We start from the raw sequence: 23,680 nt of genomic DNA on the forward strand, positions 1-23,680 counted from the left end.
CGAAAGACGGAGCTCATGGCCGACTCGCTGCTGTTCAATCCGCACACCTACGACCCGGCACACTTCGACGCCGAGACGCGTCGGCTGCTGCGCGCGACCGTCGACTGGTTCGAGGAGCGCGGCAAGCGCAAGCTGATAGCGGACTACCGGTCCCGGGCCTGGCTTGCCGACTTCCTGGCCTTCTCGGCCAAGGAGGGACTGTTCGCGACCTTCCTGACGCCGTCCTCCGCGGCGGAGGGTGAAGGTGAGGGCGCGGGTGACAAGCGCTGGGACACCGCGCGCATCGCCGCCCTCAACGAGATCCTCGGTTTCTACGGACTCGACTACTGGTACGCCTGGCAGGTGACCATCCTCGGCCTCGGCCCGGTCTGGCAGAGCGGGAACCCCGCCGCCCGCGCCCGCGCGGCCGAACTCCTCTCCCAGGGTGAGGTGTTCGCCTTCGGCCTGTCGGAGAAGACCCACGGCGCCGACATCTACTCCACCGACATGCTCCTCGAGCCCGACGGCAGCGGCGGGTTCCGCGCGACCGGGTCCAAGTACTACATCGGCAACGGCAACGCCGCCGGGCTCGTCTCCGTCTTCGGCCGCCGCACCGACGTCGAGGGCCCCGACGGCTACGTCTTCTTCGCCGCCGACAGCCGGCACGAGGCGTACCACCTGGTGAAGAACGTCGTCGACTCGTCGAAGTACGTCAGCGAGTTCCGCCTCGAGGGCTATCCGGTAGCGCCCGAGGACGTCCTGCACACCGGCCGTGCCGCCTTCGACGCCGCCCTCAACACCGTCAACGTCGGCAAGTTCAACCTGTGCACCGCCTCGATCGGCATCTGTGAGCACGCGATGTACGAGGCGGTCACCCACGCCCACAACCGGATCCTCTACGGCCGTCCCGTCACCGCCTTCCCGCACGTGCGGCGCGAGCTGACCGACGCCTACGTCCGACTGGTCGGCATGAAGCTGTTCAGCGACCGCGCCGTCGACTACTTCCGCTCCGCGGGACCCGACGACCGCCGCTACCTCCTCTTCAACCCGATGACGAAGATGAAGGTGACCACGGAGGGCGAGAAGGTCATCGACCTGATGTGGGACGTCATCGCCGCGAAGGGCTTCGAGAAGGACAACTACTTCGCCCAGGCGGCCGTCGAGATCCGTGGCCTGCCGAAGCTGGAGGGCACGGTCCACGTCAACCTGGCGCTGATCCTGAAGTTCATGCGGAACCACCTGCTCGACCCGGTCGCGTACGAGCCCGTCCCGACCCGTCAGGACGCGGCGGACGACGCCTTCCTCTTCCGCCAGGGACCGGCCCGGGGCCTCGGGTCCGTACGCTTCCACGACTGGCGCACGGCGTACGACGCCTACGCCCACCTGCCCAACGTCGGCCGCTTCCGCGAGCAGGCCGACGCCCTGTGCGCGTTCGTCGCCACCGCGGCCCCCGACGAGGAGCAGAGCCGCGACCTCGACCTGCTGCTCGCCGTCGGCCAGCTCTTCGCGCTCGTCGTCCACGGCCAGTTGGTCCTGGAGCAGGCCCGCCTCACGGAGCTCGACGAGGACGTCCTGGACGAGCTGTTCGCCGTGCTCGTACGGGACTTCTCCGCGCACGCCGTCGAGCTGCACGGCAAGGACTCGGCCACCGACGAGCAGCAGCGCTGGTCGCTGGGGGCCGTCCGGCGACCGGTCGTCGACGAGGCGCGTTCGGGCCGGGTCTGGCAGCGCGTCGAGGCGCTGTCCGGTTCGTACGAGATGGCACCGTAACGGCGCCGTACCACCCCTTCCCTGCCCGTCCTCGGCTCTGCTGGGCCGAGGACGGGCAGGCGCGTGTCAGGGCGGCGGACGCTCGGGGGGCAGCTCGGGTGGCGGCTCGGACCGGGACTCGGGCGGGTCGTCGTACGCCTCGGGCCGCGGTTCCATCCGGGCCACCATCTCCGCGAGCCGCGCGCAGACCTGCTTGATCTCGTCATGCGTTTCGTCACGTTCCGTGATGACGGCCGCGAGCAGCAGGGCCGTCAGCGCCGTCGTGCCGTTGAAGGCCTGGAGCGTCACCATGTCCGCGAAGACGTCCTCGCCGTCGAAAGGGCCCCGGTGGGCAGCGGCGGCCAGGATCGCGAGGATCGACACGGCGAGCGCGCAGGGCGCCGCGCCCGCCAGGCGGAAGCGGAAGGCCGCCCAGATCAGGAACGGCGAGACGAGGAAGAGCAGGCTCGAGTCGGGCGTACGGGTCGCCAGGAGCGTGGCGAGGACCGTACCGAGCGCCAGCGCCACCGCCTCGATCCAGCGGCCGGGTCCGGCCCGCGCCGGCCACCGGGCCCTGCGCAGCACGAACAGGAACGGCGTGACGACCAGGATTCCCATGGCGTCGCCGGTCCACCACACCGACCAGGTCGACCAGAAGTCGTCGCCGTCCAGCGCTCCGGAGAGGACCAGGACGCCGCTGCCGATGGTTGAACTGATCAGCATTCCGGCGAGCGCGCCGAGGAAGATGAGGGCCAGTACGTCCCGCAGGCGGTCCAGCTCGGTCCTGAACCCCACGCGGCGGAGCATCAGGAAGGCGCAGACCGGCGCCAGGGTGTTGCCCAGGGTGATGACCAGGACGGAGAGCAGCGAGGGCCCGAGGGACACATTGGCCAGGAACGCGCCCAGCGCGATGCCCGGCCAGACGCGCAACCCCAGCATGAACAGCGCGGCCAGCGCGACGCCGGTCGGCGGCCACAGGGGCGTGACCTGGTCGCGTACCAGCTGCTGGAGCAGGCCGACCCGTGCGGAGGCGTAGTAGACGGCGGCGACGGCGAGGATGCGCAGAGCGGCGGACCCGTGACGACCCATCTCCACACTGCGCACGACAGCAGTCTGCCCGCGGAGCCCGCGACCGGCGACCCAGCGCCGTCCATCGGTCAGCCGGGGCCCGGCGGGCCGTCGTCGTCCCGCGGGCCGTCGTAGCAGACGGCGAGGACCGCGGCGTCGTCGCGGTGTCCCGTCAGGTCGGCCACCTTGACGACCGCGGAGGCCAGCACGTCGGGGTCGGCGTCGAACCCCGCGCGGACCAGCGCGGCCACCTCGGCGAGCCCGGACTCCATCGGGTAGTGCGGGCCCTCCACGACGCCGTCGGTGAGCAGCACGAGCGCCCCTGCCTCGGTCAGGCGCCGGTGGGTCACCGGGTACTGCTCGCCCGAGACGATGCCGAGCGGCGGCCCGCCGTTGTCGAGGGCGATGCCGTACCGGCCGCCGGCCGTGGCCCAGACCATCGGGACATGGCCGGCCCGGGAGACCGTGAGGTCGCGCGTGCCCGGGTCGAAGCGGAGGAAGCAGCAGGTCGCGAAGCGGCCGACGCCCATGGCGATCAGCAGGTCGTTGGCGCGGCCCAGGACCTCGCGGGTGTCGCTCGTCGCCTGGGCGAGGGCGCGCAGGCTGGTCCGCACCTGCCCCATGAAGGCGATCGCCTCCACGTCGTGGCCCTGGACGTCGCCGATCGTGAGCCCCAGCGACCCGTCGTGCATGACGAAGGCGTCGTACCAGTCGCCGCCGACGTCCAGACCGTCTCGTGACGGTGAGTACCTGGCCGCGATGTGGAGCCCGGGCAGTTCCGGAAGAGCGGGCGGCAGCATGTGGCGCTGCAGGGCCACGGCCAGCTCGACACGGGCCCGCTGGAACTCGATCCGTTCCACGGCCTGGTCGACGAGCTGCCCGAGAGCGACGAGAAGCTGCTGCACGCTGTCGGGCGGCTCGGGACGGTGTCCGCGGTCTCCGCGCTCTCCGCGCATGACGGCTCCCGGCTCCCGGCCTCCTCACCTCACCCTAGCCGCCGCTGTCGCGTGCCTCCACAGGGGTGAGATCCGGGTTCAGGCCGGTTCGCGGGGGACGACGGCCACTCCCGGCACGGCGGCCCCAGGTACGTGCGAGCGCCCTGAGGGGGCGCATCCGTTTGTGGTGCGCCCCCTCAGGCGATCGGTGGGCCGGTCGACGGTGAGGGGTCAGCCGGTCGGCAGGCCCAGGCCGTAGAACGTGATGTCGTAGCCGTTCACGTACCCCGCCTCACCGCCGACGATCAGGTCGGTGGGCTCGCTCACCCCGGCCGCCCTGGCCGTCGCCACGAGCATCTCCGCGAGTGCGCGCCCCTTCGGCTCGCCGGGGCCGCCCGCGTCCACGCGCCACACCGGATCCTCGTCGTCGAAGACCGACGCGGTGTGCGGGTGTTCGGCGACCGTGCCCCAGCCGAGTGCGGCGGCATCGACGTCGTCCGGGGCGAAACAGCCGATCGAGAGCCGCTCGCCGCACGTCACCTCGAAGAGGAGCGGCGCGCTCTGCGCGTTGCGCCCGTAGAACGGCATCCCGAGCCGGATGCCCAGGGCGGTGGTCTCGGCGGGCAGCGCGCCGAGGAAGTCCCCGAGCGACCGGGTGACGGTCTCCCAGCTCTGGGCGGTCCAGCCACCGGGGAAGCCGAGGCCGACGTTGGCCCGGTCGCGGTTGCTGCCGAAGAAGCCGCTGATCGCGTGCTCCTCGCCGTGGCCCTGACGCCAGAACCAGTTCTCCGCCGGGCCGGTCGGCTGCAGCACCAGCTCCGGCCCCGCCTTCCCGGCGCGCAGTTCGAGCGTGTCCGATTCGCCGCGCCAGCGCAGGAACGGCGCGCCCCAGAGCGGTTCGCTGTCGTAGAACGGGCCCATCTCGCCGTGCGAGCCCATGATGGACGGCGTACCCAGCGCCTCGGCCAACTCCTCCTTGGCGGCCCGGAAGGCGGCTGCCTGCGCGGCGTCGTCCGGAGCGGGAAGCGCCACCGGTACGGCGATCTCCACGTACGACTCACCGAAGACGTACCGCTTCTCGTACTGGCCGACCGGGCGCAGCCGAGCATCGCCCGCGGCGCGACCGGTGGCCAGCACCGGGGCCTCCGGCGTGCCGCCCCAGGCCCACCCCAACTCGGCCGCGACCGCCTGCATCCCCTCCGGCGTCCAGCCGTCGGTGTCCGCCGCGAGCAGCCGCCGGGCGAGGTCGCCGATGGGTTCTTCTGTTGTGCTTCCCCGTTGTGCGTTCATCCGGCCATGGTGTCGCATCCCGGACTCCGCGCATGTCACCGGGGGTGGCGGTCGTCGAACTTGTCCGTAATGACGGGGGGTTGGGTTTGCAGCGCGGGGCTTGTGGTGTGGCCGGTGCGGTAGGCGGTGACCGAGGAGAGGGTGCCGCCGCCCTGGAAGCGGACGAGGAGTTCGCTCGCCGTCGTGGTCCGGGTCGCGTGGACGCGTCGTACTCCGACGGTGCCGCCCTCCGCGACGGGGTCGCCGTCGGCGAGGACCTCGTGCCCGGTGATGTGTTGGCCCCACGCCAACCCCTCGCCCAGTTGAAGGTGGTCGAAGGTGACCGGGCCGGGGAAGCGGACACGGATCTCGCCCTCGCCGGCCGGGCTCAGCTCGCCCCGCAGGGGTTCGGCGAACCGGCGTCGCAGCTCGGCGGTGAAGTCGAGCAGGCGGGTGCGGTCGGCCGTGTCGATGAGGCCTCGACGATCGGGCGGGACGTTGAGCAGCAGACCGGCGCCGAGGCCCACGGACCGGTACCAGATCGCGAGCAGGTGTTCCCGGCTCTTGAGGGTGTGCAGATCGTCGGGCTGCCAGAACCAGTGCCGCCTGATGGGTACGTCGCACTCCGGCGGCAGATAGCGCACCTCGTCGAGGCCCTGGGCGCGGTCGTCGTAGATGCTGACGCCCGTGGCTTCGGTGGCGTACCAGCAGGGGTCGGCGGCGAGACCGTCCTCGTTGCCCACCCAACGAAGGGTGGGCCGCCCCATGTTGAAGACCATCGCCTCGGGCTGGTGGGTGTCGACGACGGCCATGAAGGCGTCCCAGTCGTAGTGGCGGTTCTCCGAGCCGGCGCCGTCGAACCACAGCTCGGTGAGTGGTCCGTAGCGGGTGCAGAGTTCGGTCAACTGCCGGACGTAGAAGGCGTCGTACGCCTTCGGGTCGTCGTAGCAGGCCGCGTTGCGGTCCCACGGCGAGAGGTAGAGCCCGAGCCCGATGCCCACCTCGCGGCAGGCCTCCGCCAGCTCCGCGACGACGTCCCCGCGGCCGCCGCGCCACGGCGACGAGGCCACGGAGTAGGCGGTCGTGTCGGTGGGCCAGAGGCAGAATCCGTCGTGGTGCTTGACGGTCAGGATCACATGCCCCGCCCCCGCCTCGGCCGCGGTCTCGGCCCACTGCCGGGCGTCCAGCTCCGTGGGGTCGAACGTCGCGGGGTCGAGCGTCCCGTCGCTCCACTCCTTGCCGTGGAAGGTGTTGACGCCGAAGTGCAGGAAGATCCCGAAAGCGCTTTCTTGCCAGGCGAGTTGAGCGGCGGTGGGGATGACCGTCATGGGGCTGTCCTCTGGCGGTGTTCGTGAGGGCGGGCGGGTCGTACAGCCAGGCCCGGAGGCCGAAACCGTCGGGACGGCCGTACTCTACGCCCAACACGTCGAGCCATTCCAGGGGTTCGGCAAGCGCTTTCTGAACCCCTGGCCCTCTCTCACGGCCGGCCTCCCGCTAACCGCCGGCTACAGCGGTCCGGGGGCGCCGGGCGTCGAAGAGCTCGATGGGATGGGACGTGGCGCCGTCGGTGGCGAGGTCGGCGAGGATCTCGCCGATGACCGGGACGAACTTGAAGCCGTGGCCGGAGAATCCGCAGGCCACGGTGACCTCGGGGTGGCGGGGGTGAGCGGAGACGACGAAGTGCTCGTCCGGCGTCAGGGAGTACGTGCAGGCGGCCCCCTTGAGGAGGTCCCCGGCCAGTGTCGGGATCCGCGTACGCAGGTACGTGCGCATCACCTCCACCTCGTGCGGGTGGATGTCCCGGTCGAGCGTGTCCGGGTCGACCGGGGCGCCGACGCCCTCGTGGAAGGCGACCTTGACGCCGCCGTCCGGGCCGTCCAGGGCGGGGAATCCATAGATCGAGGTGCCCGTGCGGTCCTCCCAGACGTACACGGGATGCCGCTCCGGTACGAAGGGTTCCGTGCCGCCCTCGGGGGCGAACCAGTACATGACGCGGCGCTCCACGCGCACGGGGACTCCGAGGTCCGCCAGGAGCCGCGGTGCCCACGCGCCGGGGGCGATGACCAGGCGATCCGCCACGTAGGTCGCGCGGGCGGTGACGACCCGGACTCCGCCGCCGGCGTCGACGTCCCAGCGCAGGACCGGCTCCTCGAAGTGCAGTTCGGCGCCGCGCGCCGCGGCCAGGTCGAGATGGGTGGAGACCGTCAGCTCGGGCCGGGCGACCCCCGCCTCACGCTCGAAGAAGCCCACCTCGTCGGCGGCCGGAGCGAAGGTGGGGAAACGGCGCCGGATCTCCGCGCTGTCCAGCACCTCGTGAGCCAGGTCCCACGCCTTCGCGCTCCGCACGCTGCCGGCGACCATCCGGCTGTTCTGCTCTCCGATGACCAGCCCGCCCGTGGTGGTGAACACCTCCTGCCCCGAGTCCACGTTCAGCTGCTCCCACAGCTCACGGGCCCTCAGAAGCAGCGGGACGTACGACTCCCCCTCGGCGTAGCTCTGCCGGTAGATGCGCGAGCCGCCGTGGCTGGCGCCGAGCGCGTGGGCCGGCCCGAACCGTTCCAGACCGAGGACCCGTCGGCCTCGGCCGGCGAGGTGGTGGGCGGCGGCGCTTCCCATGGCGCCGAGGCCCACCACGATGACGTCGTAGGAACGGGTCACGTCATGCCTCCCGGGGCACACCAACGAACGATCCGGTTCACCGTACCCTTCACTCCCCCCGGGCCGCCGACTCGCCGGTGCAGGTCACGGCGGTCGGGGCGGGCCGCGCCGTGTTGGGATGCTCACGGGCGGAATCGGCGGGTACGGTGCCTGCCGACCGCCGGCTGCGAGGGACACCATGGTGCGCAAGCGGATCGCGATCGGTCTCCTGGCGGTGCTGCTGCCCGGGCTCGTGGTGGTCGAGTACCTGTGGGTCGACAACGAGTCGGCCGCGGAGCGCACGACGGGTTTGGTCACCGGTCTGCTGGTCTGTCTGTGCGCGCTGCCGGTACGGCGGGTACGGCTCGAGGTCAGGGCGGCGACGGCGGCGCTGGTGTCGCTCGGGGCGACGGTCGGACTGCTGCTCGCGGGCCTGCCCCTGCGGAACTGGGGAGTGGGTGAGTCGATCGCCCTGCTGTTCCTGCTGTGGCCGGTGCTGCGGCGCAGCGAGGTACGGACGGCGGTGCGCCTCGGCCCGCTGCTCGCGGTGGCGGCGGTCGCCGTACCGCCGCGTGATCTGCACGCGCTGAACCTGCTGGAGATGGCGGCGACCGCTGGAGTCGCGGCCAACGCGCTGTCCCTGCGGGTGCACGACGGTCGGCGGGCCACCGACCTGGCGGCCGTGCGGGCCCATGAACGACGGGATCTGGCACGGGAATTGCACGATCTGGTGGCCCATCATGTCGCGGGCATCGTGGTGATGGCCCAGGCGGGTCACTGGACCGCCGGCGCATCGGAGGCGGACGCGCGCGCCGCGGAGGCGTTCACCCGGATCGCGGCGGAGGGCGACGAGGCGCTGGCGGCCATGCACCGCCTGGTCGGCATGTTGCGGGAGGGAACCCAGCTGGAGCCCGTCGCCGGGATGGAGCAGGTCCGCGGGCTGGTGGAGTCCTTCTCCCGGAGCGGACCGCGAGCGGTCCTGGAGGTGGAGCCGGGGGTGGGGGAACGCCTCGACGAGCTGCTCGCGGTGACGGTGCACCGGATCGTGCGCGAGTCCCTGACCAATGTCCGCAAGCACGCGGTCGGCGCGACCGAGGTACGGGTGTCGGTGCGCGTCGAGGGGACGAGCGGGGTACGTGTCACGGTCCGCGACGACGGCCGGTCGGCACCGCACGCGGACAACCGGCGGCACCGTGGCGGGTTCGGGGTGGTCGGCATGACGGAGCGGGCGGAGGTGCTGGGCGGCCGACTCACGGCGGGCCCCATGCCCGAGGGCGGCTGGCAGGTGGACGCCCTGTTCCCGGGCGGGGAGACCTGGCGGTCGTGACCGCGATGGGCGGAGCCGGATCGATGCCCCGGGCACCCTTCTCGGCCGAATGGCCGAGGCGGGTGTGGCCACACGGCCGAAGCACCCCGGGACGCGCGCTTCCTACGGTGAGGTTCCTGGGCCACGGAGCGCCCCGGGGCCGTCTCAGGCTGCCGCACCGCGCCGCGCATGCGCGACATCGGGCTCCGTGGCCTGCTCGTGGACGGCACAACGGCGTGACGCCCCGCACCGTGCAGGCCCGCCGCCGGGTCCCGAAACCCCGCCGCCGGGCCCCGTAACGAAGACAGGAATCCATGCTTCCCACCCGCATCCGCCACAGGCTCGTCGGCGGCGCTGTCGTCGCCGCGGCCGCCACCGCCGCGATCGTTCCCACGATGAGCGCCGTGCACGCCGCCGACACCGCCGAGGCACCGTGCCAGGGCTTCACCGCCGAGGTGACCGAGCCCACCGGCACCGGCTACTACGTCTCCGGCAGCGTCAAGGTGACCAACACCTCGGACAAGGCAGGCCCCTTCACCCTGAAGCTGACGCTTCCCGAGGGCACCACGTTCGACAACCACCGCTCCGACGTGGTCGGCGCCGAGCAGCACGGCGGCCACGTCACCCTCACCCCGGTCGCGGCGGTGCCCGCGCACGGGACGGTGGACTTCGGCTTCGGCATCTCGTCCGCCGTGGACAACCCCCACCTGCACCTCATGGGCAGCGAGCTGAACGGCGCCGCCCTCGACACCTGCACCGGCACCGGCGGTGACGGGGCGTCCGACGGCGCCCTGACCGCCTCGGTCCGGTCGAAGAAGGACCAGGTCGACCTCTGGTTCGCCGACCTCGCCATCCCGGCCGACGGTGCTCACCGGTACGAGATCTTCCTCAACGGCAAGCTCGCCACGACGGCCGTCTTCGGCTCGAACTTCAAGCCGGTGAACGGCACATACAAGCAGGTCCTGCCGCTCGGCCCCGAGGCGGGAGTGACGTACAAGGTGAAGGTGAGGCCGGTCGAGCACCATGCCGGGGCCTTCTCCGACGAGATCAGCATCACGACCGGGAAGTGACGGGAACACCGAGATGAAGACCATGAACAAGCGTGCCCTCGTCGCCGCCCTCGGAGCCCTCGGTGTGGGGGTCGGTGTCCTCGCCACGACCGTCACCCCGGCCGGTGCCCACGGCTGGCAGGACTCCCCCTTCAAGAGCCGGCAGGCCATCTGCAACCAGGAGGGCGGTTACAACAGCCCGGACGCGGAGACCTCGGGCATCAAGGACCCGGCCTGTCGTGCCGCGTTCGCCGAGATCATGAAGAACCGCGGCGGGGGCGCCGACGGCAGGGCCGCCGCGGCGCTGGCCTTCGGCCAGCCCCAGAGCGTGCTCGTCGCGGACAGCTACGTGGACGGCGTCGGCGGTATGCACCGCACCAGGATCCCCGACGGGAAGCTGGCCTCGGCCGGCAACGGAGGGGGCGCCGACTTCTCCGGCTTCGACCTCCCGCGCGGCGACTGGCAGCGTTCCACGGTCACCTCCGGTGCCGAGGTGGAGGTCGGCTACCACGCCACCGCCCACCATGCCGGCGGCCACATCGAGCTGTACGTGACCAAGGACGGCGTGGACCTGTCCAAGCCACTGAAGTGGGACGACCTGGAGCCGGTGCCGTTCGCCTACGTCAACGACCCCGACCTCTCCAACGCCACGCCCACCAAGAACCCGGGCGTGATGTCCGGCGACTACAGGTTCAAGGTGACGCTCCCCGAGAAGCAGGGCGACCACGTCATCTACACGATCTGGCAGCGCCACAAGAACGCCGACGGCACCGGCGGCTCCGGCGAGACCTTCTACTCCGCCTCCGACGTGACGTTCACGAAGTAGCGGCCGCCACGCGTCCGAGTGCGAGTCCCGGCCGGCTGGCGGGGCATCCGCTCGGGCGCGCCGGGCCGACGGAGACTGAACGCGCACGGCGGCCGCGCAGCGCAGGGAGACCCGGTGACGATCAGGACACTCATCGCCGACGACCAGGAGATGGTCAGGGCGGGCTTTCGCATGATCCTCGACGCCCAGGACGACATCGAGGTCGTCGCGGAGGCGGGTGACGGTGAGCAGGCCCTCGGCCTGGCTCGGACCCTGCGGCCCGACGTCTGCCTCCTGGACATCCGTATGCCCGGCCTGGACGGTCTCGAGGTCACCCGGCGACTGGCCGCCCCGGCGGACGTTCCCTCGCCGAAGGTGGTCATCGTGACGACCTTCGACCACGACGAGTACGTCCATCGGGCCCTGCACCTCGGCGCCAGCGGCTTCCTCCTGAAGAACTCGGGCCCCGCCCTCCTCATCGAGGCCGTCCGCGCCGCCGTCAACGGGGAGTCGCTCATCGCTCCCGCCATCACCGTGCGGCTGCTGTCGCACATGGCGGCGCGGACGGTGGCCGCCACGCAGCCGTCGGAGCCACTCACCACGCGCGAGCGGCAGGTCGTCACGCTCCTCGCCCGGGGAGCGACCAATCAGGAGCTGGCAGCCGCCCTGCACCTCTCCCTCTCGACCATCAAGACCCACCTCACCCACGTCCAGCTGAAGCTGGGCGCGAGGAATCGCGTCGAGATCGCGGCGTGGGCGTGGGAGAGCGGCCTGATCACGCCGGCCTGATGGGCCCCCGCACGACGATGACGATCGTCACTCCCCCCTGTGACGTGCGTACCGCGAGGCGAGGGAGAAAGTGAGCGGATCGGCGCCCTATTCGCGGTCACGCTGGAAGAGGAAGCCAGGGGGGCCGACCACTTCGATGTGGAGAGCCATCATGAACGAGCTGTGCGGTACGGCCGTCCTGTCCCGTCACCCGCGTGCGGCCGCCGAGGCCCGTGTGGTGCTGAAGGCCGTCGCCCCCGGCGACCACAGCGGCAGCGACACCGCCGAGCTCCTGCTCTCCGAGGTCGTGGGCAACGCCGTCCGCTACGCCACGGGCGAGGAGATCCAGGTCGCGGTCGGCTTCGACGAGGGGACCGGGGTCATCACCGGTGCTGTCTTCGACGCGGAGCCCGGTCTGGGACGCGGCGTCCGCTCCTGCCACGTGACCGCGGCCGAGGAGGAGGGTCTGGAGACCGGGCGCGGTCTCGACCTGCTCGACATGCTGGCCGAGGCCTGGGGTGTGGCGACGGTGGGTGCTCAGGGGAAGTGGGTCTGGTTCCAGGTCCCTGCTGCCGCGTGACCGGGTGGATGCGGCTCCTCCTCATGCCGGGCCTGACGTCCACCCTGCGGCTCGGCGCGCCACCTCGCCCGTACCCAGTGCCTGCCTCGACTCCATCCGTATCCCTGTCCGGACCCCTGCCCGGACCCCTCAGTCCTCCAGGCCCGCCCGGTACGCCAGGCGGGCCGCCTGTACGCGGTTGTCCGCGCCGATCTTGGCCAGCAGACGGCTGACCTGGTTCTTCACCGTTCCCTCGCTGGCGTGGATCTCCTCGCCGATCCCCGCGTTCGACAGCCCACGGCCGATCAGGCCCAGCAGTCGGCGTTCCTTGTCGCTCAGACCGTCCAGCAGCCCCTGCTCCTCCACCGTGAGCCGGGTACTCTGCTGGGCCACCTGCTCCATCACCCACCCCGTCACCGCGGGGTCGAGGATGCCCTGGCCTGTCGCGACGTACCGGACCGCCCGCAGCAGCTCCTCAGGAGGGCTGTTCTTCAACAGGAAGCCGCCGGCACCGGCCGCGATCGCCTCCTCGACGTACTCGTCCGCCCCGAACGTGGTGAGGATCAGGACGCGGGGGGCCGCGGGCAACGCGCGCAGTTCCCGGGTGGCGGCCAGGCCGTCCATGCCCGGCATGCGGATGTCGACGAGAGCCACGTCCGGGCTCATCCGGCGTGCGAGGTCGACGGCGCTGTGACCGTCCCACGCCTGGCCCACGACATGGATGTCGTCGGCCGACGCGAGGATCTCGCTCAGTCCCCGGCGAACGATCTCACTGTCGTCGGCGACCAGCACACTGATCACCGCGGGCTCTGATCCCTCACCAGTCACCGAGTCACCTCTCGCCGCCGCGCCCCATTCCCATTAAATGGGGCGGGGGCATTCCGCGCGCGTGAGCCCCCATGCAGTCCCTATCGGTCGACAAAGAGACAGCAAAAGGGGACGGCTGCGGCCTTTCCGCTCGATGCCCGAGGAAACCGCAGGTCAGAGCCGCGAAATCGCCCTTTCGGCCGATGGGTCGTCGCGACTTTCGTCATCCTCCGCGCCGCTCGGGCGTGGCTACGGTCGACATGTCGCCGTGCCGCGTGAGCAGGCCGAGGCGGCACTTCTGTCGGTACGGAGCAAGGAGGTGTTCGGGATGAGTCCCGAAGGAAGTCCTTGCCGTACCTCGCCGGTCGCCTGAGCGTCTCACCAGCCGCCTGACCGGCCGCTCCGCCCGCATGCCGCGCCGACGCACCACGTCCCGTCGGCCGCCCGGCGGACCACCACGTCTTCTTCCGCGCCCGCGATGCGGCGCGCGTCGCCCGCTTGTCCTCACGATCACTCCCTGAGCCGCGCCCGGCCGTGCCGCGCCCGGTTCTCGGGAGGGAGGCTCACCATGACCCTGCTCACCACCCAGAAGAAGTCCTCGCCCCGCCGTCCCGGCACGCCCCGCCGTCCCGGCCCGCCCCGCCGTCCCGGCACGCTGCGCCGCGAGCGTGGCTTCGCCGAGCTGCAGGCCCGTACGAGTGCCGCCGCCGGACGGCTGCACGAGGTCGGGGGCCGGAGCTCCGCCGACGTGCTGGCCGAGCTCGCCGCCGGCCGCGAAGGCCTGGAGCACCGCGAGGCCGCCCACCGTCTGCAGGTCCACGGCCGCAACGTCGTCGCCGAGGAGCGGACGCCCGGCTGGCCCACGCAGCTCGTGAAGGCCTACTGCAACCCGTTCATCGCGGTACTGCTCTTCCTGGCCGCCGTCATGTACTGGCAGGACCCCGCCGACCCCGGTGTCGTCATCCTGTCGACGATGGTGGCGATCAGCGGGCTGCTGCGCTTCTGGCAGGAGTACCGGTCCGGCCGGGCCGCGGACGCGCTCAAGGCGCTCGTCACCACGACGACCGCCGTCCAGCGTCGGGCCGGGCGCGGTGCGGAACCCACCACCGTCGAGATCCCGATCGACCAGGTCGTCCCCGGTGATGTGGTGCGGCTCGCGGCCGGCGATCTCGTCCCCGCCGACCTGCGCCTGCTGACGGCCAAGGACCTGATGGTCTCTCAGGCCTCGCTCTCCGGCGAGTCGTTGCCGGTCGCCAAGGCCGACACCGGGACGGCTCCGTACTCCGGCCGGCGTGCGGGCTTCGACCCCGCCGAGGCCGACAACCTCTGTCTGATGGGCACGTCCGTCACCTCCGGCACCGCGACCGGCGTCGTCGTGGCCACCGGCTCCGACACGTACTTCGGCTCCATGGCCGGATCCCTCGTCGGCTCGCGCCCGCAGACCACCTTCGACATCGGCGTCCGCAAGGTCAGCTTCCTGCTGATCCGGTTCATGCTGGTCATGGTCCCCGTGGTCTTCGCGATCAACGGTGTCACCAAGGGCGACTGGCACGAGGCCTTCCTGTTCGCGATCGCCGTCGCCGTCGGGCTGACCCCCGAGATGCTGCCCATGGTCGTCTCCACCAACCTGGCGCGCGGCGCGGTGGCCATGGCGAAGAAGAAGGTCGTCGTCAAGCAGCTCAACGCCATCCAGAACCTGGGCGCGATGGACGTGCTGTGCACCGACAAGACCGGCACGCTCACCGAGGACCGGATCGTCCTCGCCCGCCACCTCGACGTCCACGGCGCCGAGAACGCCGACGTGCTCGAGTACGGATACCTCAACGCCCACTTCCAGACCGGGCTGCGCAACCTGCTCGACCAGGCCGTCATCGACCGCGTCCACGAGGCCGAGGAGGTCGTCGTCGACTCCCGCTTCACCCTCGTCGACGAGATCCCCTTCGACTTCGCCCGCCGCCGCATGTCCGTGGTGCTCCACCGCAACGCCCTCACCCCGGACGAGGCCGCCGCGCCGCCCGGCCACGTTCTCATCACCAAGGGAGCCGTCGAAGAGGTCGTCGGCCTCTGCACCCACCTGCGCGACGGCGACCGTACCGTCGCCCTCACGGACCGGCTCCGCCGGCGCGTCACCCGCACCGCCCAGGACCACAACCGGCAGGGCCTGAGAGTCCTCGCCGTCGCCACCCGGACCATGGACGCGCGTCGCGAGACGTACGGCGTGGCGGACGAGGCGGAGCTGACCCTCGTCGGCTTCCTCGCCTTCCTCGACCCGCCGAAGGCGGACGCGGCGGACGCCCTGCGCGGCCTCGCCGACAACGGCATCACCGTCAAGGTCGTCACGGGCGACAACGAGCTGGTCGCGGCCCGGGTCTGCGCGGAGGTCGGCCTGGACGCCGGCCGCGTCGTCACGGGGGCAGAGCTGGACGCCCTCGACGACGACGCGGTGCGCGAACTGGCCGCCCGCACCACGGTGTTCGCGAAGGTCAACCCGGTTCAGAAGGCGCGGGTCGTACGGGCGCTGCAGGCCGAGGGGCACACGGTCGGTTTCCTCGGCGACGGGATCAACGACGCGGCGGCGCTGCGCGACGCCGACGTCGGCATCTCGGTCGACACCGCCGTCGACATCGCCAAGGAGTCCGCCGACATCATCCTTCTGGAGAAGGACCTCACCGTCCTCGAACAGGGCGTGATCCAGGGCCGGACGACCTTCGGCAACACCATCAAGTACATCAAGATGACGGCCTCGTCGAACTTCGGCAACGTCTTCTCGGTCCTGGTGGCGAGCGCGTTCATCCCGTTCCAGCCGATGCTCGCGATCATGCTCCTGGTGCAGAACCTGGTCTACGACATCTCCCAGCTGGCCACGCCCTGGGACCGGATGGACGAGGAGTACCTGCGTAAGCCGCGCACCTGGGACGCGAAGGGGATCGGCCGGTTCATGCTGACGATCGGGCCCATCAGCTCGATCTTCGACATCGCGATGTTCCTGCTCATGTGGCACGTCTTCGCCGCGAACACGGTGGCCGAGCAGTCGCTCTTCCAGTCCGGCTGGTTCATCGAGGGCCTGCTCTCGCAGACCCTGGTCGTCCACATGATCCGGACCCGGAAGATCCCGTTCATCCAGTCCCGCGCCTCGTGGCCCGTCCTTGCCATGACCGTGCTCGGGGTGGCCACGGGGCTGTTCCTGCCCTTCTCGCCGCTCGCGGGGAGCCTGGGGTTCGTCGCCCTGCCGCTCGGCTACTTCCCGTGGCTGGTCGGTGTCCTCCTCGCGTACTGCGCGCTCACCCAGCTCGTGAAGACCTGGTACGTCCGCCGCTTCGGCAGCTGGCTGTGAGCGAAGGCGGAGGTGGGCGTCAGGGGAGGACGGGTAGAGCGAACTCGTACCCGACCTCCCCGCGCTGCGGGTCGATGTTCAGGTCCGTGACCTCCAGGAGCCGGTTGTGCTGGTCGTGCACCAGCTTCCGGATGGAGAGCCAGAGTTCGCCGCACTGGCGCGGGTTCACCCGCACCCGGTCCCGCCGTACGGGGCGCAGGCCGGCCTCCGCCATCCACAGGTAGAGGTGGCGCAGGTCGGGTTGAGGGCCGTGTGGCTGACGGCGGACCCGGCGGACGCGCCTGCTCAGTTTGGGCACGGTCGACAGGGCGGTGGGCGAGAAGTACGAGACCGCGCGCTGCACCGTCTCGCCCGTGCCGATCACGAGCTGGTGCCGGTGGACGAGCGTGGGCCGCTCCGGGTCGAGTCCGAGCAGCGCCTCGATGGGCGGTGGTACGGGTTCGTACGAGAGGGTTGCGGCGGCACGGACGGTCAGGCCGCTGAAGTCGGCTCCGCCGGGGTACTGAGGTTGTGCGCCGAGACCCTCGGCGGGCCGGTCCGGTGCGCCCTTTCCGGTGTACGCGTAGGTGCCGCTCCGGTCGGTGCGGATCAGCCCGCTCGTCCGGAGGTGTTCCAGGGCGCGCCGCACGGTCTGCCGGTTCACCCGCAGGGAGGAGGCGAGGTCGCGTTCGCTCGGAATTCTGCGTAGCCCGGATCCGCCGCCGGCGTGATCGCGGGCGTCCCGCATGATCTGCTCGGCCGTGCGGATGTACAGCGAGGTCATGACGCGACCATATTGATCGCCCTTTCGATCGTCAAGATCGCTTGAGCGATGGTATGAAAACACGCAGTTTGATCGGAAGAAGTAGGGTGATCGCTCGGAGCCGAGCACGGAGCTGAGGCGCGGAGTCAGCGCGGAGTCACGGAACGCGGGGAGACGGTGTGCGATACACGGTGGACGAACGTCACGAGCGGATCGTGGAACTCGTGCGGGAGCACGGCAGTCTGCGCGTCGCCGACCTCGCCCACCACCTCGGCATCTCCCTGGTCACCGCCCGCCGGGACGTGGAGACGCTGGCGTCGGGCGGCCGACTCGACCGGGTGCGCGGAGCGGTCCACTGGCCGGGCACCCCGGCGCCGCGGGGCCAGACGCCGCAGCCGATTCCCGACCTCCGTCCGTCCACCGCGCCGGAGCCCGAAGCTCCAGTGATCGGCATGGTCGTCCCGCAGTCCCAGCACTACTTCGGAGAGATCATCCGGGGCGCACGGGAGACCGTCGCCGCGGTCGGCGGCCGGCTCATCCTCGGCTACTCCGGCTACCGGCCCGAGCAGGACTCGGCCCAGGTGGACCGCATGCTGGAGTCCGGTGTCCACGGATTGCTCCTGACGCCCAGCTGGCCGACCGGCACCGGCGGGGCCGGGGACACGGGCGGGGCGGACGCCAAGAGCGGCGAGCTCACGTTGCCGGCGGTCCTGGTGGAGCGCCGCGGCGAGGTGGGCACCCGCGTGGCCGGGCTCGACCACGTCTGCACCGACCACGCGGCGGGCGCGGGCGTGGCGGTGCGCCACCTGGTCGAGATCGGGCACCGGAAGATCGCCCTGATCGCCGGGGAGAGCCCGACCGCGGTACAGGTGCGGCGCGGCTACGAGGCGGCGCTGCGCGCCTTCGGCGTGTCCGGCCCGCCGGTCGAACCCCTCGCGCTGCAGGGCGGTGAGGTCGACACGGAGCGGATCGACACCGTGGCGGAGCGACTGGCCGCCCTGGTCGAGAGCGGCGAGGTCACCGCGGCGCTCGTGCTCAGCGACATCGACGCGATCCTGCTGCTGCAGAGTCTGCGCAGCCGCGCGCCCCACCTCCGCGTCCCGGAGGATCTCGCCCTCGTGGCGTACGACGACGATGTGGCGGCGCTCTCCGATCTCCCGCTCACGGCGGTGGCTCCGCCCAAGTACGAGGTCGGGGCGACCGCCGCCGAGCTGCTGCTCCAGCGGGTGCGTGAAGGGGCCGCGGGGACGCAGGGAGGGGCTCGTCGGCACGTCGATCTGCTGCCTGAGCTGCGGGTACGCGCTTCCTGCGGCGAGGCGACGGAAAATTCTTCCGATCAGACCGATCGATAGCCCTTCGCGCCGAAGATGGATCGATCGTGACTGATCGGTACCGATCAGTCTCTGTCCAGGCCCGCGCGGTAGGCCGTCCGCGCCGCCTGGACCCGGCTCTCCGTGTGCAGCTTGGCCAGGACCGAGCTGACGTATCCCTTGACCGTGCCCTCGGTGGTGCCGAGTTCGGTCGCGATCGCGCTGTTGGTCAGTCCGGCGGCGAGCAACCGCAGGACATCGAGTTCGCGCGGGGTGAGCGAGTCGAGCCGCTCCTGCTCCTCGGGGCCGATCGACGGCGCGCTGCGGGCGAGGCCGTCCACCAGCCGTTTGGCGACCGGTGGGCCGAGGACCGCGTGGCCCCCGTGGACGTCGCGGATCGCGCGCAGCAGGCTCTCGGGCGGAGTGTCCTTGAGCAGGAAGCCCGCCGCCCCGGCCCGCAGCGCCGTCCGTACCCTGTCGTCGTCGTGGAAGGTGGTGAGCATCAGCACCCGCGGCGGCTCGGGCAGCGCGAGCAGTCGGCCGAGGGCCGCGAGGCCGTCGACGTGGGGCATGCGGACGTCGAGGAGGACCACGTCGGGCCGGGCCTCCTCGGCCCGGGCCACGGCTTCCTCCCCGTCCGCCGCCTGCCCGCAGACCTCGATGTCCCCGCTGGTGTCGATGATCCACAGCAGCCCGCGGCGGGTGATCTCGTTGTCGTCGGCGATCAGGACCCGGATGCTCATGGCGCTCCTCGGCGGTGGGGGATGACGGCCGAGACCAGGAAGCCGCCGTCCTGCGGCCCCGCTGTGAGTGTCCCGCCGAGCAGGGTCACGCGCTCGGTCATGCCGACGAGGCCGTGGCCCCCGCTGGGCAGATCGACCGGCGGCGGCCCCGTGGGAGCGGTGTTGACGACCTTCAGGTGGACGCCGTCGGCGCGGCAGTCCACCTCCACGCGCACGGTGGCACCGGGTGCGTACTTCGAGGCGTTGGTGAGCGACTCCCGCACGATCCGGTGGAGCGCCCGCTGCACGGCGGGCGGCAGGGTCTCGGGATGGCCGTCCACCCGCAGTTCCACCTCCTGTCCGCGCTCCCGTGCGTGGTCCACCAGGTCGGACACCCCTTCCGCCTCCGGTCCGGAGGCCGTCCCGCTCTTCCCCGGGGCCGTACGGGAGGGGGCGAGTACGCCGAGGATCTCGCGCAGCTCCTCCAGCGCCTGCCAGCCGTCGGACCTGATGAGCGCGGCGGTACGGACAGTCTCCGGCTCGCTTCCGCCCGAGCCGACCTCCAGGGCGCCGGCGGCGAGCACCATGTTGCTCACGCGGTGGCCCACCACGTCGTGCATCTCCCGGGCGATCTCGGCCCGCTCCTCGGTCCGGGCCCGTTCGTCCAGGAGCTGGTTCTCGCGCTCCAGGTCGGCGACGCGGGCCTGCACGGTGGCCGTCAGGTCGCGTCGTACGCCGACCGCGTAGCCGACGGCCAGCGGGCCGACGATGGCCGCCAGCGAATAGGCGGCCTCGCGCACGCCGGCGGTCGGCAGCCCGCCGTGGAGGCCCACGAGACCGGCGGCGAAGCCGACCACTCCGTAGGCGATGAGGACCTTCAGGCGCCGGTCGAGGCTGCCGACGGTGTACATCGCGACGGCCAGGGCCACCGGGGTGAAGGACACCACGTGCATGACGAGCACGAAGTCGGCGACCAGGTACGGCCACCGCCTGCGCCACCACAGCGTGGCGCCGACGAGCGCGGCGCAGGCCGCGATCACCGGCGTGGGCAGCCCGGTCAGCAGGCCGCTGGACGGCTTCACCCAGGAGTCGCCGATGCCCAGGGCCACGACGACCACGGTGACCAAGGCATCCACACGCCTCGGTGGCCAGCGGGAGGACGGGGGCGCGGCCATGCAGTCACGGTATCCAGCCCCTGCCGACGGGGCTCGGTGAGCGCCGCCGGCACTGCCCCCTCCAGGCTCGCCCCCGGCCGGGGACTGGGCGAGCATGAGGGGATGAGGTTCAGCACATGATCACCGTGCTGGTCGCGGACGACGATCCGGCGGTCCGCGACGGCCTGCGGAGGATCATCGACGCCAGCCAGGACGTCCGGGTGGTCGCGGAGGCCTGGGACGGGCGCTCCGCGATCGAGCGGGCGCGCGCCCTGCTGCCCGACATCGTGGTCATGGACCTGCGGATGCCGGGGCTCGACGGCATCGCCGCGACACGCCTTCTGCGGGAGTCGCCGACGCCGCCCGCGGTGCTCGTCCTCACCGCGTTCGGCCATGACGAGTACGTCGAGCGGGCACTCGCCGCCGGCGCGGTCGGGTTCCTGGTCAAGGACACCCCACCGGCGGACCTGCTCGGCGCGCTGCGGGACATCGCCGCCGGGCACGCCGTGTTCGCGCCCTCCGTCACCGGCCACGTCATCGGGCTCACCACGCGGGAGGCGGACCCGGCTCCCGCCGAGGACAACCCCCTCATCGCCTCGCTGACCGCCCGCCAGGTGGACGTCCTGCGGCTCCTGGGACGCGGTCTGTCCAACGCGGGCATCGGCGCCGAACTGGGGATGGCCGAGGGCACGGTCAAGTCCCACGTGACCCAGCTCCTGGCCCGCCTCGGGGTGTCGAACCGCGTCGAGGCCGCCCGGATCGCCTACCGGTCGGGCCTCTCCACCGACGAGTCGTAAGGCCGCAGGAGTCGCCCTCCGGGTCCTTCGGCCTGTCGGAGGTCGGGACCCGGCCCCGACCTTCGACAGGTGAGTGGCCGCCGGACGCCCGTGACGATGGAAGGGATGCCGTACGGAGGCGTACCCCCACCTGCCCGGACGGAGTCGACCGTTCGCTGAGGCCGCAAGTCGGTGGGGAGAGGTACGGCAGACATGTCTCCCACCGAGGTCCGGCCCGCGCGGAAGATCTGGGTGCTGTCGCACGGCAGCCCATTGGAACACTTCATCACCGCTCTGGTCGTGCCCGCCCTGGGCCGGAGCATGGTCGTCCAGCGGGACGCCCCGGCCTCCGTCCTCGACGGTCTCGTCCTGTCCGGTCTCGACGCTGCCTTCCTGCGGCCTTCGGTCGACCTCGCGCACGGGATCGCGCACTGCGTCCGGGCCGAGGACCTGGCCGACGCGGCCGAGGAACGCCCCGACGTGGCCGTGGCCCACATCGTCTCCCCCACCCGGTACGGAGCCGTGGCGGACGTCCGCGCGCTCGCCGACGCGGCCCATGGCGCGGGGATTCCGCTGATCGTCGACGAGACCTGGCGGTCCCCGCTGTTCGGCGGGCATCCGGAGGTGCTGCCGGACGCGCTCGCCCACGGCGCCGACCTCACGGTCGTACGCGGCGCGACCCCCGTGCTCCGGTTGGGAGACGGGCCGCACGCCGACCTGCTGCGGCCGCTCATCGATCGCGCGGTGGACCTCGCCGGCCGTGCGAGCGGCGAGGTGCCGCCCGCCGAACAGCCGGCGCGGAGCTGGGACCACGTCCTCGACTCGTTGGAGGCGGCCGTCACGGTCCGCGCCGCCGTACGGAAGGAGGGCCGGTTCACCCTGGTCGACGAGGGCTTCGCCGACATCGGCGGGGTCGTCACGGGGGAACCGCTCCGCATCACCGTCAACACGCGTGACGGCGGCATCTCCGGCCACCAGGCCTTCCGCAGGCTCGCGGGGGTGGCCCGGGGCGTCACCGTCGAGACGGCCACCGAGACGGTCCTCTCCGTGGTGCTCGGCACCGAAGTCGAGCCGGACGCCGAGGGGTTCCTCGACGCGCTCCACGCCCTGCCGGACCTCGACGCCGATCTGCCGGAGCCCTTGCGGCTCGCCCTCCCCGAACCGGGGCCCCGCCGGCTCACCGTCCGCGAGGCCTTCTTCGGGACCGACCGGGTGGTGCCCGCGGCCACCGCGGTGGGCATGGTCTCCGCCGCCACGGTCACGGCCTGCCCGCCCGGTGTCCCGGTCCTGATACCGGGTGAGGTCATCACGGCGGAGACGGTGGCGTTCCTGCACGCGGTGGCACGGTCGAAGGGCGGCAGGATCACCGGGGCCGCCGACGCGGACGGGCAGAGCCTCCGCGTGGTCGAGGAGTCCGTCGCCCCGTGGTGACCCGTGACTTTCGTCAACGAGGCCCGTCACCAACGACACCGCGGAACCGTCCGCGTACCGCTCAGAATTGAACCGACACCGCACGGAGCACCGAATCCCCCGTCAACTGGGCTCCGTGCGGTGTTCTCTTTCCCCCTCGCGTTCCACGCCCTTCGAGGTCGTCAAGACCCCGTGGTCCCCCTCGGTGAAATTCCCTCGGGAATTCCGGTGATCCGCATCACTCGACGGGCGGATCGCACGGTTCCCGGGTCGCGGATCTGTCCGGATGACGCGCATTGACGCTCACTGAACTCGCTGGTAGGGCAGCGCTCCGTGCCCCTCGGCGAACCGAATCGGAGTCCCGATTGTTTTTGCCGAATTTCCCCCGTCACGTTCGGTGCTAGCGTCCGTCGCCGCGAAGTTGAACCCGTGAAACGTGAACGGAGGGACTGTGGCTCATCTGCACCACTTCGGCGCCGGCTGGCTTTCCCCGGTCCTCGCCTATGCGATGGCCTGTGTCGGATCCGCACTCGGACTGCGGTGCACCGTCAGGGCGCTCGCGACCGAAGGCCGTTCGCGGCGCAATTGGCTCGTGACGGCGTCCGTCGCCATCGCCTCGGGCATCTGGACCATGCATTTCATCGCCATGCTGGGCTTCGGCGTCGCCGGCTCGGCGATCCGCTACGACGTCCCGCTCACCCTCCTCAGCCTCGTGGTCGCGATGGCCGTGGTCGGCGCGGGTGTCTTCACCGTCGGCCACGGCCGCAACCGGTGGCGGTCCCTGCTGCTCGGCGGCCTCGGCACCGGACTCGGCGTCGCCGCCATGCACTACCTCGGCATGGCGGCGCTGCGTCTGAACGGAACCGTCGGCTACGACCCGCCCCTGGTCGTCCTCTCGCTCGTCATCGCCGTCGTCGCGGCAACGGCCGCCCTGTGGGCGGCACTCACCGTGCGCGGCGCGGCCGGCGCGGTGATCGCCTCCCTGGTGATGGGCGTCGCGGTGAGCAGCATGCACTACACCGGCATGGCCGCCGTCATGATCGAGCTCGCCCCGCGCCGCACGGTGCTCGACGGCGTCACGGCGACGGAGTTCGTCTTCCCCCTCGCCGTGGTCCTCGGGTCGTTCCTCTTCCTCGCCTCCGCCTTCGTCGCCCTGTCGCCCACCGCGCGGGAGAGCGCCGCGAACGCCGAAGCCGTGGAGGCGGCCGCCGTCGCGTCGCTCGACACCGCGGACGTGCCGGCCCACTGAGCACCGACCGCCCCTCCCTCCCCCGCCCCCCTGCCCCTGACTGTTCGAGGAA

20 protein-coding genes are annotated in these 23,680 nt (G+C 71.7%); 11 read left to right on the forward strand and 9 right to left on the reverse strand.

Going from position 1 to position 23,680, the window contains the following annotated elements; genetic code table 11:
- Nucleotides 1-15 precede the first annotated feature (15 nt).
- Nucleotides 16-1,749, forward strand: a complete 1,734-nt coding sequence (locus AB0F56_RS16410; RefSeq protein WP_362009426.1) for an acyl-CoA dehydrogenase family protein — start codon at nt 16-18, stop codon at nt 1,747-1,749.
- 66 nt (nt 1,750-1,815) lie between these two features.
- Here the strand turns inward: AB0F56_RS16410 and AB0F56_RS16415 are convergent, their stop codons facing one another.
- From AB0F56_RS16415 to solA, 5 genes are all read right to left on the reverse strand, one after another.
- Nucleotides 1,816-2,832 carry an MASE1 domain-containing protein gene (locus AB0F56_RS16415; RefSeq protein WP_362009428.1) on the reverse strand — a complete coding sequence of 339 codons (1,017 nt, stop codon included), beginning with the start codon at nt 2,830-2,832 and terminating at the stop codon, nt 1,816-1,818.
- Between the two features lie 53 nt (nt 2,833-2,885).
- The gene (locus AB0F56_RS16420) at nt 2,886-3,752 is read right to left on the reverse strand and encodes a PP2C family protein-serine/threonine phosphatase (protein WP_362009430.1); all 867 of its coding nucleotides are present in this window, start codon (nt 3,750-3,752) and stop codon (nt 2,886-2,888) included.
- A 210-nt stretch (nt 3,753-3,962) separates the two neighbouring features.
- A complete protein-coding gene (locus AB0F56_RS16425; RefSeq protein ID WP_362009433.1) occupies nt 3,963-5,021 on the reverse strand; it encodes a hypothetical protein in 1,059 nt (352 codons plus the stop codon).
- A 35-nt stretch (nt 5,022-5,056) separates the two neighbouring features.
- Complete coding sequence (locus AB0F56_RS16430; protein WP_362009436.1) at nt 5,057-6,328, reverse strand: alpha-L-fucosidase; 1,272 nt, start codon at nt 6,326-6,328, stop codon at nt 5,057-5,059.
- A 166-nt stretch (nt 6,329-6,494) separates the two neighbouring features.
- Nucleotides 6,495-7,658 carry an N-methyl-L-tryptophan oxidase gene (gene solA / locus AB0F56_RS16435; protein WP_362009439.1) on the reverse strand — a complete coding sequence of 388 codons (1,164 nt, stop codon included), beginning with the start codon at nt 7,656-7,658 and terminating at the stop codon, nt 6,495-6,497.
- A gap of 178 nt (nt 7,659-7,836) precedes the next feature.
- Between solA and AB0F56_RS16440 the strand changes: the two genes are divergently transcribed.
- From AB0F56_RS16440 to AB0F56_RS16460, 5 genes are all read left to right on the forward strand, one after another.
- A complete protein-coding gene (locus AB0F56_RS16440; protein WP_362009441.1) occupies nt 7,837-8,964 on the forward strand; it encodes a histidine kinase in 1,128 nt (375 codons plus the stop codon).
- Nucleotides 8,965-9,257: 293 nt separating this feature from the next.
- Nucleotides 9,258-10,013 carry a hypothetical protein gene (locus tag AB0F56_RS16445; protein WP_362009444.1) on the forward strand — a complete coding sequence of 252 codons (756 nt, stop codon included), beginning with the start codon at nt 9,258-9,260 and terminating at the stop codon, nt 10,011-10,013.
- Nucleotides 10,014-10,035: 22 nt separating this feature from the next.
- The gene (locus tag AB0F56_RS16450) at nt 10,036-10,818 is read left to right on the forward strand and encodes a lytic polysaccharide monooxygenase (protein WP_362009445.1); all 783 of its coding nucleotides are present in this window, start codon (nt 10,036-10,038) and stop codon (nt 10,816-10,818) included.
- A gap of 114 nt (nt 10,819-10,932) precedes the next feature.
- On the forward strand, nt 10,933-11,586 hold the full coding sequence (locus AB0F56_RS16455) for a response regulator transcription factor (RefSeq protein ID WP_362009446.1): 654 nt from the start codon (nt 10,933-10,935) through the stop codon (nt 11,584-11,586).
- Nucleotides 11,587-11,737: 151 nt separating this feature from the next.
- A complete protein-coding gene (locus tag AB0F56_RS16460) occupies nt 11,738-12,145 on the forward strand; it encodes an ATP-binding protein (protein WP_362009449.1) in 408 nt (135 codons plus the stop codon).
- A gap of 129 nt (nt 12,146-12,274) precedes the next feature.
- On the opposite strand, the gene AB0F56_RS16465 is transcribed toward AB0F56_RS16460, so the two are convergent.
- Nucleotides 12,275-12,925, reverse strand: a complete 651-nt coding sequence (locus tag AB0F56_RS16465; protein WP_362009452.1) for a response regulator transcription factor — start codon at nt 12,923-12,925, stop codon at nt 12,275-12,277.
- Between the two features lie 574 nt (nt 12,926-13,499).
- Here AB0F56_RS16465 and mgtA point away from each other — a divergent pair.
- Entirely contained in the window at nt 13,500-16,265 is a 2,766-nt protein-coding gene (gene mgtA / locus AB0F56_RS16470; protein ID WP_362009454.1) for a magnesium-translocating P-type ATPase, read from the forward strand.
- A 19-nt stretch (nt 16,266-16,284) separates the two neighbouring features.
- Here the strand turns inward: mgtA and AB0F56_RS16475 are convergent, their stop codons facing one another.
- Nucleotides 16,285-17,028 carry a GntR family transcriptional regulator gene (locus AB0F56_RS16475; protein WP_362009457.1) on the reverse strand — a complete coding sequence of 248 codons (744 nt, stop codon included), beginning with the start codon at nt 17,026-17,028 and terminating at the stop codon, nt 16,285-16,287.
- A 158-nt stretch (nt 17,029-17,186) separates the two neighbouring features.
- Here AB0F56_RS16475 and AB0F56_RS16480 point away from each other — a divergent pair, with 158 nt between their 5' ends.
- The gene (locus tag AB0F56_RS16480) at nt 17,187-18,359 is read left to right on the forward strand and encodes a substrate-binding domain-containing protein (RefSeq protein WP_362009459.1); all 1,173 of its coding nucleotides are present in this window, start codon (nt 17,187-17,189) and stop codon (nt 18,357-18,359) included.
- Between the two features lie 44 nt (nt 18,360-18,403).
- On the opposite strand, the gene AB0F56_RS16485 is transcribed toward AB0F56_RS16480, so the two are convergent.
- The gene (locus AB0F56_RS16485) at nt 18,404-19,060 is read right to left on the reverse strand and encodes a response regulator transcription factor (protein ID WP_362009461.1); all 657 of its coding nucleotides are present in this window, start codon (nt 19,058-19,060) and stop codon (nt 18,404-18,406) included.
- Nucleotides 19,057-20,214 carry a histidine kinase gene (locus tag AB0F56_RS16490; protein ID WP_362009464.1) on the reverse strand — a complete coding sequence of 386 codons (1,158 nt, stop codon included), beginning with the start codon at nt 20,212-20,214 and terminating at the stop codon, nt 19,057-19,059. Before AB0F56_RS16490 ends, AB0F56_RS16485 begins: the two co-directional genes overlap by 4 nt.
- 116 nt (nt 20,215-20,330) lie before the next feature.
- On the opposite strand from AB0F56_RS16490, the gene AB0F56_RS16495 reads away from it, so the two are divergent.
- The 3 genes from AB0F56_RS16495 (at nt 20,331) to AB0F56_RS16505 (ending at nt 23,628) form a co-directional block, all read left to right on the forward strand.
- Nucleotides 20,331-20,990 (forward strand): response regulator transcription factor, encoded by a 660-nt coding sequence (locus AB0F56_RS16495; RefSeq protein WP_362009467.1) that lies wholly within the window; start codon nt 20,331-20,333, stop codon nt 20,988-20,990.
- Nucleotides 20,991-21,182: 192 nt separating this feature from the next.
- Entirely contained in the window at nt 21,183-22,400 is a 1,218-nt protein-coding gene (locus AB0F56_RS16500) for an amino acid decarboxylase (protein WP_362009469.1), read from the forward strand.
- Between the two features lie 487 nt (nt 22,401-22,887).
- Nucleotides 22,888-23,628: an MHYT domain-containing protein gene (locus AB0F56_RS16505; RefSeq protein WP_362009533.1), complete on the forward strand. Its 741-nt coding sequence runs from the start codon at nt 22,888-22,890 to the stop codon at nt 23,626-23,628.
- The last annotated feature ends 52 nt before the right edge of the window (nt 23,629-23,680 follow it).

Origin of the sequence: Streptomyces sp. NPDC026092, from assembly GCF_040638605.1 — a bacterium.
Classification (GTDB): Bacteria; Actinomycetota; Actinomycetes; order Streptomycetales; family Streptomycetaceae; genus Streptomyces.

Coding starts and splice junctions, on each gene's coding strand:
- AB0F56_RS16500 (WP_362009469.1), top strand. CDS start 21,183: ATGTCTCCCACCGAGGTCCGGCCCGCGCGGAAGATCTGGGTGCTGTCG.
- AB0F56_RS16425 (WP_362009433.1), bottom strand. CDS start 5,021: ATGAACGCACAACGGGGAAGCACAACAGAAGAACCCATCGGCGACCTC.
- AB0F56_RS16490 (WP_362009464.1), bottom strand. CDS start 20,214: ATGGCCGCGCCCCCGTCCTCCCGCTGGCCACCGAGGCGTGTGGATGCC.
- AB0F56_RS16460 (WP_362009449.1), top strand. CDS start 11,738: ATGAACGAGCTGTGCGGTACGGCCGTCCTGTCCCGTCACCCGCGTGCG.
- AB0F56_RS16430 (WP_362009436.1), bottom strand. CDS start 6,328: ATGACGGTCATCCCCACCGCCGCTCAACTCGCCTGGCAAGAAAGCGCT.
- AB0F56_RS16475 (WP_362009457.1), bottom strand. CDS start 17,028: ATGACCTCGCTGTACATCCGCACGGCCGAGCAGATCATGCGGGACGCC.
- AB0F56_RS16505 (WP_362009533.1), top strand. CDS start 22,888: ATGGCCTGTGTCGGATCCGCACTCGGACTGCGGTGCACCGTCAGGGCG.
- AB0F56_RS16450 (WP_362009445.1), top strand. CDS start 10,036: ATGAACAAGCGTGCCCTCGTCGCCGCCCTCGGAGCCCTCGGTGTGGGG.
- AB0F56_RS16485 (WP_362009461.1), bottom strand. CDS start 19,060: ATGAGCATCCGGGTCCTGATCGCCGACGACAACGAGATCACCCGCCGC.
- AB0F56_RS16420 (WP_362009430.1), bottom strand. CDS start 3,752: ATGCGCGGAGAGCGCGGAGACCGCGGACACCGTCCCGAGCCGCCCGAC.
- AB0F56_RS16410 (WP_362009426.1), top strand. CDS start 16: ATGGCCGACTCGCTGCTGTTCAATCCGCACACCTACGACCCGGCACAC.
- AB0F56_RS16495 (WP_362009467.1), top strand. CDS start 20,331: ATGATCACCGTGCTGGTCGCGGACGACGATCCGGCGGTCCGCGACGGC.
- AB0F56_RS16445 (WP_362009444.1), top strand. CDS start 9,258: ATGCTTCCCACCCGCATCCGCCACAGGCTCGTCGGCGGCGCTGTCGTC.
- AB0F56_RS16440 (WP_362009441.1), top strand. CDS start 7,837: ATGGTGCGCAAGCGGATCGCGATCGGTCTCCTGGCGGTGCTGCTGCCC.
- mgtA (WP_362009454.1), top strand. CDS start 13,500: ATGACCCTGCTCACCACCCAGAAGAAGTCCTCGCCCCGCCGTCCCGGC.